Here is a 15,931-nt window from a genome sequence, read left to right as displayed (position 1 = left end):
TGATGTGTGTTGCGTTGGTTGTTGTAAAAATACCCTTTAAACTAGTATAAGATCAATGTAGGGCAAAAAAATGTATAAAAAAAGGCGTTACGAATAAATAGTAACACCTTTAGGTATGTTTTAGAAAAACATTATTTTTTATGTCTTGGTTCGCAAGAAACAGTCAATTTGTGTCTTCCTTTGGCTCTTCTACGAGCTAACACTTTTCTTCCGTTAGCACTAGCCATTCTGTCCATGAAACCATGTTTGTTTCTTCTTTTTCTTTTCGATGGTTGAAACGTTCTCTTACTCATTGCTTTTATTTTTAAATCTTAGAATTTTACAAAATTTCAGCTTTGAAAGTCAGTCACCTCAAAACCGAGTGCAAATATACAAAGTCTTTTGTCTCTTACAAATCCTTTTGCATAAATATTTGATTTTATTTTGATCATACCGTCATTAACGACACATACCACGAACGAAATAACTTTTAAAGCGCTTAAGTCCTAACGATATAGCTTTTAAGGGCTCGGCTTTTTGCTGTTTAAAAAAGATTTTTTTTAAATGTTGAATACTGTAAAGCTACCCGTGATTATACGTAATTATAGTAATTCTATGCCGAAACAGATAAGGATTAGTACTTTTTAGACCAACTTCTTGAATAATTGTTTTTCACTAAATATTTGAATTATGTAAAATAAGTGATTATATAATGATTCTATTTAAAGGTAATTAGTAGTTTTGCAAATTGTTAAAATCGTTATCATTAGTATAATCTCATGTTGAGGGCTGTTTTTGGTAAATAAAAAAATATGGTACACATGAATATCAAGCTGTTTAAGAATTTAATACAAATTTTAGCTAAAAACTTTATGTTTTTTTTAGTGCTGTTTTTTGTTAGTAGATTGCTATTTGTTTGGTCTTATGGGAACTCGGAAGAATTATCGGCTAATTACTTAGACGTGATTGTAGCATTTATAATGGGAGGGAGGTTTGATATTTCTGTTATTTGTTATGGTTTCCTACCTGTTTTGTTGACAGCTTTGATAGGATTGTTTATACCGCAACAACGAAGCTTGGGCTATTTGCGTTTTTTTGCATCGTTCTGTAAATACTATTTGCTTATACCGCTATTGGTTTTTTTATCTTTGTTGTTGATTGATTATTTCTTTTACCAGTTTTTTCAATCTCATATCAATGTGCTGTTTTTCGGTATTTTTAAAGACGATACTACAGCGGTGTTGGATTCGGTTTGGAAGGATTATCCGATTTTTAGTATACTGCTGATTTATATCGTAACCCTTGGACTTTTCCTTTTAGTGTCTAGTAAAATTGTCAATAACAGCTTACAACGTTTTTCAAATAGTAAAGTATCGAAGGTTTCTTGGTTGTACCTATTAATATTGCCTTTGTTTTTTATAGGGTTACGTGGAAGTGTTGGCCTTTTTACCTTAAGAAGGGATCATACCAACGTTTCTACGGTTGCCTTTATTAATGCTTTGAGTTATAACGGGATTTATGCGTTGAAATTTGCTAAATCTGAATTAAATACCAATAGTTTTGCGGCCGATTTAAAGGAGGAATTAGTAGCGAATCAGTTTAATAGTTTAGAGGAAGCTTATATTGATTACCGCCCTCAAGCGATTGACAGTTTTGATAATGAGTTTATTTCTAAAACAGCGCAGAATGACTTTTTAGAAAAGAATCCTCCTAATGTGGTGTTTGTATTGATGGAAAGTATGAGTTATCATTATTTTCAATTGCACTCTAAAGAATTGAACTTGCTGGGTGATTTAGAAAAGGAATTGCCTTATTTGTATCAATTTAATCATGCGCTATCGTCTTTTAATGGTACAATCTATTCTTTGGAGAATTTAACAATCAATACACCTAAGAATATTATTTCACAGTCCGAATATTTTGATGTGAATTATTCAGGCGCGGTGGCAAAGCCTTTTAAGGAGCAGGGGTATCAAACCTATTTTTTGTCTGGTGCCAATACGTCTTGGCGAAATGTGGACAATTTTTTGCTGAATCAGTATTTTGATATCGTACAAGGAAAAGCCCATATCTTAAAACGATATCCGGATGCGGAAGAGTTTGCATGGGGTGCTCATGACGAATATTTATTTGATTATATCGAAGATAAACTAAAGGAAAATACTAAAAAACCAAAATTTATTTTTGCATTGACCATTAGTAATCACACCCCTTATGAAATTCCAAAACATCATAAGAGCTATCCGATTCACCTTAGTGATTCCTTGAAAAACGCGATTCGTATTGATGAACAATTGGCATCTGATAACTTTGCAGCTCACCAATATGCTGCCTCTCAATTGGCTAAATTGATTCGAGATGTGCGCAATTCTCCATTGGGAAAAAATACGATTATTGTAGCTACAGGAGATCATAACATCAGGCAGGTTTTTGAATATAACGAAGAAACGTCTTTTTTAAAGCGAAGTGTGCCGATTTTAATGTATATACCTGAGGCTTATAAGCCAGCAGTTTATGATAAAAATATCCTGGCAGCTCACAAAGATATCTTTCCGACCCTTTTTAATTTGAGTTTGTCTAATCAAAAATATGTGTATTCTGGAGATAATTTGTTTTCTCCTAAAAAAGGATATCGCTTTGCGGTGAATGAATATAACTATATGGCCGATTCCGTAGGAGCAATTTCTTATGATAATGATAAAATGTATTATTATCAATGGACAGATGCTAAGCGGCAGAAGTTAAAAGTGGCTGATGCGGCTAGCGAACATGCTTTGTATATGAATAAGAAATTCAAATCCTATAAAATGCTTCAAACAGCCAAGATTTATCAGGATATAGAACGGCAGAAGAAAAAATAAGTCGGTTAAAGCGTTGTTGCCTTGGGGTATAGGACGAATACATTTAGGGCTTGAAGAATTGGATATAAAATAAAAATCTAATTTTTTTGTATTTCCTTCGTCCATAGATTTTTGTTACCTTTGTATTCTTAAAATAATTTTATAATTATGTTTCATAGAAATATCAAGTTAATTATTGCAGGTTTGATCTTTGCAGTAGCTATTTGGCAATTTACAGAGAGCAATATTGGAAACGGTATTTTCTTAATTTTTATCAGTTTAATTTTTATCTTGTTGTACTTTAAAAACGAGTTCATTTTATTGGCTTTTTTAAAGTTGCGTAAACAAGATTTTGAAGGGGCTCAGAAATGGTTGAGTTATATTAAAAATCCCGATACGGCCTTGATAAGAAAGCAAAACGGTTATTATAATTATTTGCAGGGAATCATGATTTCTCAAACCAATTTAAACGCAGCGGAAAAATTCTTAAAACGCGCTTTGGAATTGGGGTTAAACATGGATCAGGATATCGCAATGACCAAGCTTCAATTGGCCGGTATTGCCATGACTAGAAGAAGAAAGGTTGAGGCGACAAAATTGCTGAACGAAGCAAAGAAATTAGACAAACAAAACATGTTGAAAGATCAAATCAAAATGATGAAAGATCAGTTGAAGAAAATTTAGTTTCTTTAACCATTTACCATAAAAATTCAGTACGAAAATAGTATAGATAAACAGCAGTAAGCAAGAGCTTACTGCTGTTTTTTTTTGTTTTTTATTTCGGGGTTGCACGCTTTGTGATTTAGACCTTCTGTGTTTTGCTTGTTTTTGAACGTAATTTTATGAGAAGAAAACCGCTACGGGGAAAAAGATATCAAGAATTTATTAAAAAGTGATATTATATGATTTATCAGTGGTTATTTTTTGGCTTTTTAACTTTTGATTGTGTGTTTTTTTTAAAAATCAATTGCTATAATATTGGTTTATATTCTTTATAATCTATTTTTTATTGAATAAAATTCTTTTTTTACTTAATTTTTTTGCAAAATAGTTATATCTATATGGTTTGTTTTGTGCTTAAAAATGTAAATTTGGGCGGTAACTAAAATAATTCGTGAGGTATGAAGAAAGTAGCTTTGGTTTTGTTTGTAATGTTGTTTGTTTTTAATCAGGCAACATTTGCATCTGCACAAAAAGAAAGTGTAAAATCAAATTCTGGATGGAAGGCGAAAGCTTATTCGCCAGAATTGTATTTACAACCCTATTTTAAGTTTAAGGCTGTAGCGGCTTGTGGAATATATTCCGTTCCTTTTACAGAAGGTTTTAATTCGAGCTCGACCTCTCTTAATTGTTGGACAACTGTGGACAATAATGGAGATGATATGGGGTTTATGAATGTTTGGCAAACTGCCGGATATGGTATGTATGAAGGCGATCAGACCTATTCTTTTATGGGTGGGCCGGATAATGATGATTGGCTCATTTCTCCTACCATTAAATTCGATGCGACTAAGGTTTATAGATTAAAATATTATGTGCAAACCAATGCAATGTATCCGGCTGACTATGATGTTTTATTGTCAACTAAAGGTACTAAATTAACTGATTTCACTAAAGTACTTCAAACCAAAAGAAGTGCAAATGAGGGACTGTGGATTGCAGAAACGCTCTTTATATCTGGGGTTGGTGGGGATGTGAATATAGCTTGGCGTATAAATGCTGCCGGTTTGACAATTATGAATTTGGATTTTGTCGTTATTGATGAAGTTGTAAACTGTCCGGAGCCTCTTTCGTTAAGTGTTAAAGAAATAGGAGTGAATCAAGCCAAAATCAGTTGGAAAGATGATCTTGGTGCTACAGGATGGGAATATGTTGTGCAACAGCAAGGCAAAGGCGTTCCTCAGGTTAAAGGTGTTGCAACTTCGACCAAAGATAATGTAATAACCAAAGACAATACAGCAAATAATTTAGCCTCAAATACAGCGTATGAATTTTATGTACGCACGGTCTGTGCGGATAAAACGGCGAGTATATGGTCAGGACCTTTTGTTTTTTCGACGATCTGTGATGCTCTGCCTTTGCCTTTTACGGAAGGATTCAATACGGGATCTCCGACGCTAAATTGTTGGACAGTAATCGATAATAATAACGATGGATTTATAGCGCCCTTTCAAGATTTGGGTCTTAATTTTTGGAATATCAGTCCTAATGATAGTTATGAAGGAGATCAATCGATGTTTTTTTATGCCTATGATGATACGGAAGTTTTACAACATGATGATTATCTGATATCACCTACTTTTGATTTGGATGGAGGGGTTTATGCATTGCGTTATTATTATAAAGCAGATAATGCGAACAACAATAAGTTCGAAGTGTTGTTGTCAACCGCTGGAACGGAAGTTAGTAAATTCACCACTACTTTATTGGCTCCGGTACTTTACCAAAACAATAATTATAAGGAGGAAATAATTTATATCAACAACATTACTGGTCCAGTTAATATTGCATGGCACGCTACTACTGTAGGATCTACCAGCTTGAATATCGATAAAGTGTCTTTGGTCAAAATGGATTGCGTGGACCCGACAAATATTCAGGCGACAAGGATTAAGTCTGATGAGGTTACTTTATCGTGGATGGATCAGTTTAATTCTGAATGGGAATATGTATTACAAAAAGCGGGAACTCCTATGCCGGTTACCGGTAAGGTAACCACTTCAAAAAATCTAGTATTAAATACCGATGTGGCCGGTGCTCCGTTAGTTGATAACGCGGATTATGAGTTTTATGTACGTGCTCGTTGTAAAGACGGTGCGGTTTTTAGCGAATGGATTGGACCATTTGATTTTGTAACGGCCTGTAAACCTATTGCTTTACCGTTTAAGGAAGGTTTTAATTCCAGTTCGGAACTTCTGCATTGCTGGAGGGTTATTGATGTTAACAACGATAAGGAGGCGATGTATGGAGGGAATATATGGGATCTTAAAGGTAAAAGTCCTCAAGAAGGAGATGGTAATGCTACGTTTTCAGGAAATTTCGGCATCAAGCACGATGATTACTTGATTTCGCCAGCACTTCGTTTTACTGGTGGTGTTTACGCGATTTCATATTATTACGCCACAGGTGGCGACTTAACGGGTGAATCTACTTTTGATATCTTACTTTCAAAAGACGGTGTCGATATCAATGATTTTACTCATGTAGTACAACCAAGTCAAACCTATTTCACTTTTGGTAAATACGTCAAAAAAACGGTTTATGTGCAAGGGGTTACGGGCGATGTCAATATTGCTTGGCGCGTGACTTCGAACACGAAGTTAAATTCGATTCTAAATATTGATAATATACTCATTGAAGCGGTGGACTGTATTCCTCCAGATGATTTAGTGATATCCAATGTAAAGGATAATGCGGTGGATATATCTTGGAAAGACGATGTCAATACCAGATGGGAATATTATGTTTCAAATGGTGGTGCTCCGGTGGGAAGTGGACAATTGGCTACGACTACAAAAGCTACAATTACCAAAGATGCAGCGGGTAATAATTTACTGCCTAATACCGAATACCACTTATATATCCGATCAAATTGTGCGGTAGGCAAGTACAGTAAGTGGATTGGTCCTTTAACGATCCTTACACAGTGTAAGGAATATACATTGCCTTTTTGGGAAGGATTTAATTCGAATTCCCCTTCTGTGGATTGCTGGAGAAAAATTGATGTAGCCCAAGATGGTCATACTTGGTTTTTACCTCCGCGAAATATGAATTTTTGGGGATCGTATATTTATGATCGCTATGAGGGAGATAAGGTGGCTACCTTTTTTGGAACGGATACCCAGCATGACGATTGGTACATCAGTCCAGCCTTGAAATTTGAGGGTAAAAAATATGCACTGACTTACTATTATAAAACCGGAACAACCAGCGCTCTGGTTGGATTTCCCAAAGAGATCAAAGACAGTGAATTCGAAATTTTGCTGTCGACTAAAGGAATCGATATAAAGAGTTTTACTACGGTGCTTCAGACGAAGAAAGTCCATAGAGAGCAAGAATATGTTAGGAAAACCATTTATATTGAAAATATTACGGGCAGTGTAAATATTGCTTGGCATGCCACAACAAAAGGGGAGACGATTTTATTTATAGATAATATTACTGTCGAAGAGGTTGATTGTATTCCTCCAAAAGAAGAATTGGTTCTTTCGGATATTAAAACCAATGAGGTGAAGGCAACTTGGGCTAATGTGCCAAATGGTTGGGAATATGTTATACAGCCAGCTTGGGGAAGTATACCAACTGGTGCAGGAACTGTTGTTAAAACTAAAGATGTAACGATTAGCAGTCTTAACGCAGGAGGAAGCTTACAGCCGAATACGGAATATGAGATTTATGTTAGGTCGAGTTGTGATGTGGGTAAAAAGAGCCTTTGGCTCGGCCCGTACCGATTCAGAACCTTGTGCAATATATTTCAAGTACCGTTCTGGGAGGGCTTTAATAGTGATTATTGGAAATATAAATCAGAGTCCTTGTCTTGTTGGACGTTTACAGATCAAAACAAGGATAATGTCACTTGGCAAATCAATAAGTATGGTCCTTATGAAGGAGATCAAGAGGTGCGTTATGTAGCGCATGATCGCGATAATAAAGTTACTCATGACGATTATTTGATTTCACCAACCATAGAAATGGATGGCGGGACATACATCTTGAAATACCACTATAAGGGAGATTCGTTTTATAGCAATGACTTTGAGGTGTTAGTGTCTTCTACCGGAGTAGAAACCAATAAATTCACTACAGTTGTAGTGCCTAAAAAGACTTATACCAATGACAAATACATACAGGAAGTTGCTTATATCAAAGGAATAAAAGGCCAAGTAAATATCGCTTGGCATGTTGTAGCAACCGGGTCGGTTAGTCTGCAACTCGATAATGTTTTTGTTGTAAAGGCATCGGATTGTTTGGAACCGACAGCGATAAAGATATCCAAACAAACCACTGATGGTTTTGATGTGCAGTGGACACAACCGGGTGCGGTTACAGATTGGGAAGTAGTTGTTGTCGAAAAAGGACAAGCAGTAACTAGTGCCTCAGCTGTAGTAAAACCGGTAAGTGGCAACCCGAATACCACAATTACCGGATTAAAACCGGCAGTGTATTATGAGGTATATGTGCGTGCAATTTGTGCCAAGCAAAATGAAAGCACTTGGGTAGGTCCGGTTCGGACTTCGACGCGTATGGAAGCTAATAAGGAATGTGCTGGTGCTATAACCGTACCGGTAAATGATGGATTGGAATGTACGCAAATCGTGTCCTCATCCTTTTTAGGTGCGGCCCTATCTGCTGCGCCGATACCTCCTTGTTGGACATTTGTAACGGTAGAAGGCTCAGATGCTTGGTTTGAATTTACGGCAAAATCAAAAACACATATGATTAGTATCAGTGATATTTATAGCGATAATACGCATATCACCTGGCCTATAGAACTGGCCTTGTATGAAGTGGGTTGTGAGCAAATTACAGCAGCTACAGTACCGTTATGTGCGTCATTTCAAAACGGATTTAATCCATATTCTGTAGTTAATGATTTGATTGTTGGTCAAAAATATTATATGCGTTTGGGGATTCCGAAGAGAAATTCTGATTTGGCTTTTAGTATTTGTATTACGACACCAGCATCGGGTATTGAAGTTATTCCAAGTGGAACTGGGCAGAGTGTTGAGCAATTGACGCGAGATTTTCTAATCCAATCGAATTGCGATTTGATTTCGAATATCACTCATCAATTTGGCGATGATAATCTGGTCAATGCTATGGGTGGATTTAAAAAGAACAATTCACTAATGCCTTTTGAACAGGGAATTGTATTGGCTACTCATGATGTTAAGAATAGTCATGGACCGAGAGATTTAAGTGGGCAGGACCGAACAAAAGTTAAAAGTGCTGTTGGAGACGTTCAGATGAATCAGATATTAAAAGAAATGGGAAGTAATCGAACGACGAGTATGAAACAGACTTCAATCTTGGAGTTTGATTATATTCCAATAACGGATACGCTACAATTTAATTATCTATTTGCTTCTGATATTTATAATTCTTACTGTTCTTATCAATGTAGTGAAGGTGGTGGTTTAACAGCTATTTTGGTAACCGACTTAACCACGGGTCAAACAACCAATGTAGCTTTGGTTCCCGGTACAAATAGTCCGGTTTCTACGTCAACAATTAGAAAAGCAGGAAACTTTGCGATGTCGTGTCAAAGTGAAAACCCGGATTATTTTTGGAAGAATTACTACTATGATATCGATAACCCGATGGAAGCAGCGGTAAACTATATAGGATTATCTGTGCCTTTATCCACTGTTCCTTTTGAAACGGTACCGGGTAGAAAGTATCATATTAAAGTTGGAGTTTTAGATTTATGTGCAGATCATGGTCACGGTACGGCTGTATTTGTTGATCGTTCTGTATTTGATTTGCCCGTGATTGAAATCGAAGGTGGTGATCGACTGATTGAAGATAATAACGCGCTTTGCGCCGGTGAAAAACATATTATTAAATCGGGCTTAGATAAAGTTGTCGCTTTAGGAGAATTGAAAGCACAGATCCAATGGTATAAAAATGGTGTTTTGATTTCAGGCGCAACAGCGGCTGATTTAGAGGTCAATGCTGCCGGTGATTATAAAGTGATTTTAAAATATCAAGATTTGAGTTGTGAATCTAGTGGTACAATCAAAATAGAATATTACCAGCCGATTTCACAAATTATTGATGCGCCATTACCTTTAGATGTTTGTAGAAAATCTCTGAATGCTGTTAAGGTAGATTTAACCTTAGTAAGAGAGCAGATGTTGTCTAAAGTAGAGCAAAAGACTTATGATTTTACCTATTATAAGACGAAGGAAGATGCACAACAAGGAATCGGTGCAATTGATAAACCAAAGGAGTACGAGATAGAGCCTAAGGGGGTGGATCTAAAATTATATATTTTAGTGAAAGATCAATTGAGTGGTTGTACGGAGATTTTTGAATGGACTTTTAAAGTTGTAAAAGGGGCGGAACCTGCTCAGAAATTTGAAAATATTGAAATTTGTGGTGTTTATCAATTCCCAGAACTGGAACTCAATCAGTACTACTATGAAAAAGCGGCAGGACAAGGAGTTAATTATCAAGTTGGCTCGGCTTTAGATCAGCCGGGTACTTACACTATTTTTGTATTGCAAAATAATGGTGGAGGCTGTTATGAGGAGGTTTCTTACAAGGTTACCGTATTGGAAGCGGTAGTTGCAGATGTCTTTGAGGATCAGGAGTTGGAATGTGAGGTTTATGTTTTAAAACCGCTATCCAATCACAATCATTATTTTACTGAAGCTGGAGGTAAAGGGGTGGAATTATTCGCAGGGACGGCTATATCCCGAGATCAAACGATTTACATCTATGCCGCAGCGCAACACGGTGTATGTCCTAGTGAAAGCTCCTTTAAAGTTACTTATAGAGATTGTCCGATACCAAAGGGGATTTCGCCAAATGGTGATGGAATTAATGACAAGCTGGATTTAAGCAAGCATACCGTATCAAGTTTAAAGATATACAATCGCTATGGTATTGAAGTATATACAGCTGGTGATGACTATAAAGACCAATGGGTGGGGCAAGACAAAGCAGGGAAAGCTTTACCAGATGGTACTTATTATTACGTGATCATGGCAAATGGCAAGTCTAGAACGGGATGGATACAAATAAATAAATAAATAAATAAATAAATAAATAAATAAGCATTAAAAGAAAAGGGATTCATAAAATGAATCCCTTTTTTTATATGGTTAATATCCTTCTGTCGGTATTTCTACCAGATAATTTTTTAATGGTGTCACGATTAGTTTGGTGTCACGCATCCAAGGATTGTGCAGTTTTAAAATCTTGTAATTAATACCTTGTTCTTTGGCGAATGCAGCTAAATCTTCGATGTCTGTATTAACAACGAGGTTTTTGGTTTTAATCGGTTGATAAAGGGTTGACTGCGGTAAGGCATAACCGTATTTATCTGGATTTTGCATGATTTCCTTTAAAGCCAAGATTCTAAATACATAGCGTGATGTTTCTTCTGTCAAGAGTAAATCGTAATAATCCGAAACCTGTTGAGCTGTTAATTGATTGCTGACTCCAGCCATGCCGCGATTGTAAGAAGCCGCTGCTAAAGTCCAAGTACCGAAACGGTTTTTAGCTCTTTTAAAATACTCACAGGCTGCCTCAGTTGCTTTAACAACATCATAACGCTCGTCTACCGTATCGGTGACTTCCATACTGAATTCTTTGGCCGTTGCGGGCATAAACTGCCAAAACCCTCTAGCCCCTGCTGACGATACCACATTGGCCAGTCCACTCTCAATGACTGCTAAATACTTGAAATCGTCTGGAATACCATTTTTCTTTAAAATGGGTTCGATGATCGGGAAATAGCGATTGGCTCTCTTGATGGCCAAGGTTGTAGAAGAATGTAAGTTCACATTAACAATCATTTCGCGATCGAGACGCTCTTTGACATCCACAATATTTAGCGGGGCTTTTTCTCCTGCAAAATTGATGGTGTTGGGCAGATAAACGTGATTTGAAACGTCGACACTGTTGGTGTTGGTTCCAGTGGAAGTTGCGTAAATAAACGTACTGCCGACCACAGCTACTGCTCCAATTAGCAAGGAATTTTTAATCCAGTTGTTCGTATGTATCATATAGTATAATATTACTTAGGTTTTTATTAAACCAATGGTGTTTATAAATAATCATGGCGTGTGTACCTCCTTTTACTATAATGGCTTGATGGATGTTTTGTATGGGAAAAACTTCATCTTGATCTCCGTGTATGTGAATGATCGAGGGGTCCGCTTGATTTCGATTCCATTTGATGACATTCTCAAAAGCCCAATCCAGATATTTAGGATCGCGAATAGACAGGTATTGTTGGTATAGGTTAATTTTCTTTTTTTGCTTTTCACTGCCAAATTTAACCAGTGTACCCTCGATTTGGGAAAGCCAATTCGTTGGAAACAACTTGTAAATCTTAGTGGTTTTTGCCCATTTCATTTTTAACGGATACTCTTGGTTTGAACGAACACTAGAAATGATAATCGTTTTGCGAGTAGTCATGATCTTCATTAATTCTTGAACGATAATACCACCGAAAGATACACCAATTAATACGGGGTTTTCATGATGGATGTTTTTTGCGATTCGTGCGGTATAATCTGTTAAATTCTCCTGATCTATCGGTGTTAGCCATTCCAAATAGTAAAACTCAAAAAGCTCTTCTGACAGATGAATCTTCTCGAAAATTCGGGAACTAGCAGCCATGCCCGGCATGAAATAAATGGGTATTTTGTTCATTCTAAATAAATTAACTTTAAAAAGGGAGGGATTGTCAAATAAAATTCCGAAATTTGCTTTAAATATAAGCTAATAAAACAGCTATTTACACTTCTCAAGGATTAAATTTATCTTAAATATCGGTGAGTTTGTTTGGAATATATTAAGGTTTATGATTAAAAATGATCAGCTTTTATTATTCATCCTATAATGAACTCGTGATAAAGTTGTTGAAAACACAAAAACTATTAATAATGGAAATTAAGAACAATGAGCTCTTACGCCAATTTGAGCTGCAAACTGAAAACGGGATGCTGAGTGTAGAGTATTCGCTTCAGGAAAGAAAAATTTTCCTAACCAAACTTAAAGGCTGGGAAGATGATGTACAAGAACAATCGATCGATTTAATAAAGGGTGTTTTATCGCTGGCCGAGAAAAACAAGTGGCGTGTAGTGCCTACTCATCCGAAGATTGTGTCTTTTTTTAGAAAAAATCCTGCTTATAAGGAACTATTACCTCCAGGGATAAGAATTTAATTTTTAGTCAAAACACAACAATAACATTACAAAAACGGGTTACCTAAATGGTAACCCGTTTTTTAGTTTATTATAATAACGATGGTTTGTATATTGTTGATTCATAAATCCTGTTGATAACTGGATTTATCGATCGATTTTTTCTTAATGTAAATAAACGGGTTGTTCAACAAAATTCATGCGTACCAAACCGTCGTCGTCGATTTTGGTCAACTCGATTTGATGTAAGGTATTGACCAACTCCGGATTCCAAGGGGTTTTTACTTTGACATAGTTTTCTGTAAATCCTTGAATATATCCCTCTCTATTTTCGCTTTCAAAAAGTACCGTTTTGACTTGGCCTAATTGACTTTCGTAAAAAGCGCGACGTTTTTTAACCGATAAACCGCGAAGCATTTTACTTCTCTTATGTCTGATATTCATGGGAACCGGATTCTCCATCAGTACAGCCTCAGTATTATCGCGTTCCGAATACGTGAATACGTGTAAATAGGAAATGTTTAATTCGTTTAAAAAATTAAAAGTTTCCAAAAACAATTCTTCCGATTCTCCAGGGAATCCGACAATAACATCGACACCTATACAGGCTTCTGGCATAACCTCTCGGATTTTATTGACGCGTTCCGTATAGAGTTCGCGCATATAACGGCGTTTCATCTTTTTCAGAATTTCGTTACTTCCCGATTGTAATGGAATGTGAAAATGAGGGACGAATGTGCGGCTTTTTGAAACAAAATCGATGGTCTCATTTTTTAATAAGTTGGGCTCAATCGAAGAAATTCTCAAGCGCTCAATCCCTTCAACTTGATCCAAGGCTTGTACCAATTCTAAAAAGGTGTGTTCGTGCTTTTTGTTTCCAAATTCCCCTTTACCGTAATCGCCAATATTGACACCGGTCAAAACGATTTCCTTGATGTTTTGTTCCGAGATCTCTTTGGCGTTTTTCAAGACACTTTCCATAGTATCACTTCTTGAAATACCACGTGCCAAGGGAATCGTACAATAGGTACACTTATAGTCACAACCGTCTTGCACCTTTAAAAAAGCTCTAGTACGGTCACCAATAGAATAACTACCTACATAGAAATCGGCCTCTTCGATTTCACACGAATGGATCTCGCCTAAATCATTTTTGGTTAAATCGTGTAAGTAATCGGTGATCTTAAATTTTTCTGTAGCCCCCAAAACCAAATCAACACCATCTACGGCAACGAGTTCTTCGGGTTTTAATTGGGCATAACAGCCCACTGCAGCAATAAAGGCTTTGTCGTTTTTCTTTAAAGCCTTTTTGACTATTTGCTTAAACTGCTTGTCGGCGTTTTCTGTTACGGAACAGGTATTGATGACATAAATATCGGCTTCCTCTTCAAAATCAACACGATCGAAACCTTCTGTAGTGAAGTTTCTAGCAATCGTTGAGGTTTCGGAGAAGTTGAGTTTGCAACCCAAAGTATAAAAAGCTACTTTTTTTCTGTTTTCCATAGTTGTAAGCTACTCGTTAAATGGTAACTTTGAATTATATTTACTTTTTTAAAAATAAAAAGGTCTGCAAATTTACATACAAAATTCCATTTGATGAAATCATTAACGCATTATATATCAATAATTTGTATACTTTTGACGCTGTATTCCTGCCGGAAAAACGCCAATTCAAATAGCGAACAGCAGGTTTTTAGATATAATGAAAGTGCTAATATACAGACTTTAGACCCCGCTTTTTCGAGAAACCAAGCGATCTTATGGCCCTGTAATCAACTTTTTAATGGCTTGGTTCAATTGGACGATTCCTTGAAAATCCAACCCGACATTGCTCATTCTTGGAGCGTGGATAATACAGGGAAAAACTATACTTTTTATTTGCGTAAAGACGTTTATTTTCACCCCCACATCAATTTTGGTAAAGACAGTACTCGAACCGTTGTCGCTAGTGATTTTACCTACAGTTTCGACCGTTTGATCGATGCCAAGACGGCCTCACCTGGAGCGTGGATTTTACAGAAAGTAGCCCGTTATAAAGCGATTAATGATACGGTATTTCAATTGGAATTAAAAGAGGCCTTTCCCGCTTTTATGGGACTGCTCACTATGAAGTATGCTTCGGTGCTGCCCAAAGAAGTTGCAGACGATTTATCACATGATTTTAGATCACATCCCATTGGTACGGGACCGTTTTATTTTAAATATTGGGAGGAGAACATCAAGTTAGTGTTGCGTAAAAATCCTCGATATTTTGAAAAAGATGAGCAAGGGAAAGCATTGCCCTATTTAGAATCGATCGCCATCACTTTTTTACCAGACAAACAAAGTGCGTTTTTGCAATTTATACAAGGTAAATTAGATTTTATTTCGGGTCTAGATCCCTCTTATACCGATGAAATTATTACTGAAGAAGGGCAATTGCGTGCTAAGTATGCCGATCGCATTCAATTGGTTACCGGTCCTTACCTCAATACGGAGTATTTGGGTTTTAATCTAGAATCCAATAATACAGCCGTTAATGATATTCGAATTCGACGCGCTTTAAACATCGGATTTGATCGACAAAAGATGTTGTTGTACTTGAGAAATGGTATGGGTACTTCCAAGGTGAACGGTATTATTCCGCAAGGATTAGCGGGATTTACGGCTGACAATACAGTGGATTTCGATGCGCTGGAAGCTAAGAAATTAGTCAGTGAATTTACACGAGATACGGCAATAAAGCCACAGTTGACCTTGTCGACCAATGCGTCCTATATCGATATTGCAGAATATCTACAACGGGAATGGCAAAAAATCGGAATTGATGTACAGGTCGATGTTTCACCTCCGGCCACGTTGCGACAGGGAATTGCAACGGGTAAAGTTGATTTTTTTCGTGCCAGTTGGATTGCCGATTACCCCGATGCTGAAAATTATCTCTCGTTGTTTTATTCGAACAATAAAGCGCCAAATGGCCCTAATTATACCCGATACGGCAATGCGGATTTTGATCGAGTTTACAATGCCTCCTTTTCGGAAATCGATTCAAATAAGCGAGTGAAATTATACCAACAGCTGGATAATTGGATTTATAGAGATGTACCCGTGATTGTTTTGTTTTATGATAGGGTTGCTCGTTTTTCTCAAAAGAATGTGCACGGACTCGGAATCAACCCGATGAACGCCCTACAATTAAAAAGGGTAAAAAAAGACTAAGCTTATACGGTTACTTTTTAAGAGGTATGGCAA

9 protein-coding genes are annotated in these 15,931 nt (G+C 36.7%); 5 read left to right on the top strand and 4 right to left on the bottom strand.

Annotated features, from left to right (window positions below; genetic code table 11):
* Positions 1 to 131: 131 nt before the first annotated feature.
* Positions 132 to 293 carry a 50S ribosomal protein L34 gene (gene rpmH / locus L1275_RS06745; RefSeq protein WP_007136275.1) on the bottom strand — a complete coding sequence of 54 codons (162 nt, stop codon included), beginning with the start codon at positions 291 to 293 and terminating at the stop codon, positions 132 to 134.
* 507 nt (positions 294 to 800) lie between these two features.
* Here rpmH and L1275_RS06740 point away from each other — a divergent pair.
* The 3 genes from L1275_RS06740 (at position 801) to L1275_RS06730 (ending at position 10,576) form a co-directional block, all read left to right on the top strand.
* Positions 801 to 2,840: an LTA synthase family protein gene (locus L1275_RS06740; protein ID WP_253471109.1), complete on the top strand. Its 2,040-nt coding sequence runs from the start codon at positions 801 to 803 to the stop codon at positions 2,838 to 2,840.
* Positions 2,841 to 2,987: 147 nt separating this feature from the next.
* Entirely contained in the window at positions 2,988 to 3,503 is a 516-nt protein-coding gene (locus L1275_RS06735) for a DUF2892 domain-containing protein (RefSeq protein ID WP_253471107.1), read from the top strand.
* Between the two features lie 437 nt (positions 3,504 to 3,940).
* Entirely contained in the window at positions 3,941 to 10,576 is a 6,636-nt protein-coding gene (locus tag L1275_RS06730; protein WP_253471105.1) for a choice-of-anchor J domain-containing protein, read from the top strand.
* 72 nt (positions 10,577 to 10,648) lie between these two features.
* Here the strand turns inward: L1275_RS06730 and L1275_RS06725 are convergent, their stop codons facing one another.
* Both L1275_RS06725 and L1275_RS06720 read right to left on the bottom strand, forming a co-directional pair.
* Positions 10,649 to 11,554 carry a lytic transglycosylase domain-containing protein gene (locus L1275_RS06725; RefSeq protein ID WP_253471103.1) on the bottom strand — a complete coding sequence of 302 codons (906 nt, stop codon included), beginning with the start codon at positions 11,552 to 11,554 and terminating at the stop codon, positions 10,649 to 10,651.
* Positions 11,529 to 12,206 (bottom strand): alpha/beta hydrolase, encoded by a 678-nt coding sequence (locus tag L1275_RS06720; protein WP_253471100.1) that lies wholly within the window; start codon positions 12,204 to 12,206, stop codon positions 11,529 to 11,531. Before L1275_RS06720 ends, L1275_RS06725 begins: the two co-directional genes overlap by 26 nt.
* A gap of 233 nt (positions 12,207 to 12,439) precedes the next feature.
* On the opposite strand from L1275_RS06720, the gene L1275_RS06715 reads away from it, so the two are divergent.
* Positions 12,440 to 12,721 carry a GNAT family N-acetyltransferase gene (locus L1275_RS06715; protein ID WP_253471098.1) on the top strand — a complete coding sequence of 94 codons (282 nt, stop codon included), beginning with the start codon at positions 12,440 to 12,442 and terminating at the stop codon, positions 12,719 to 12,721.
* Between the two features lie 144 nt (positions 12,722 to 12,865).
* On the opposite strand, the gene mtaB is transcribed toward L1275_RS06715, so the two are convergent.
* A complete protein-coding gene (mtaB, locus tag L1275_RS06710) occupies positions 12,866 to 14,203 on the bottom strand; it encodes a tRNA (N(6)-L-threonylcarbamoyladenosine(37)-C(2))-methylthiotransferase MtaB (protein ID WP_253471096.1) in 1,338 nt (445 codons plus the stop codon).
* 93 nt (positions 14,204 to 14,296) lie between these two features.
* On the opposite strand from mtaB, the gene L1275_RS06705 reads away from it, so the two are divergent.
* Entirely contained in the window at positions 14,297 to 15,898 is a 1,602-nt protein-coding gene (locus L1275_RS06705) for an ABC transporter substrate-binding protein (protein ID WP_253471094.1), read from the top strand.
* Positions 15,899 to 15,931 lie beyond the last annotated feature (33 nt).

This window comes from Flavobacterium sp. HSC-61S13 (assembly GCF_024171535.1).
Taxonomy (GTDB): domain Bacteria; phylum Bacteroidota; class Bacteroidia; order Flavobacteriales; family Flavobacteriaceae; genus Flavobacterium.
The sequence above is the reverse complement of the archived record's forward strand: the minus strand, read 5'-3'. Positions and strand labels throughout refer to the sequence as shown.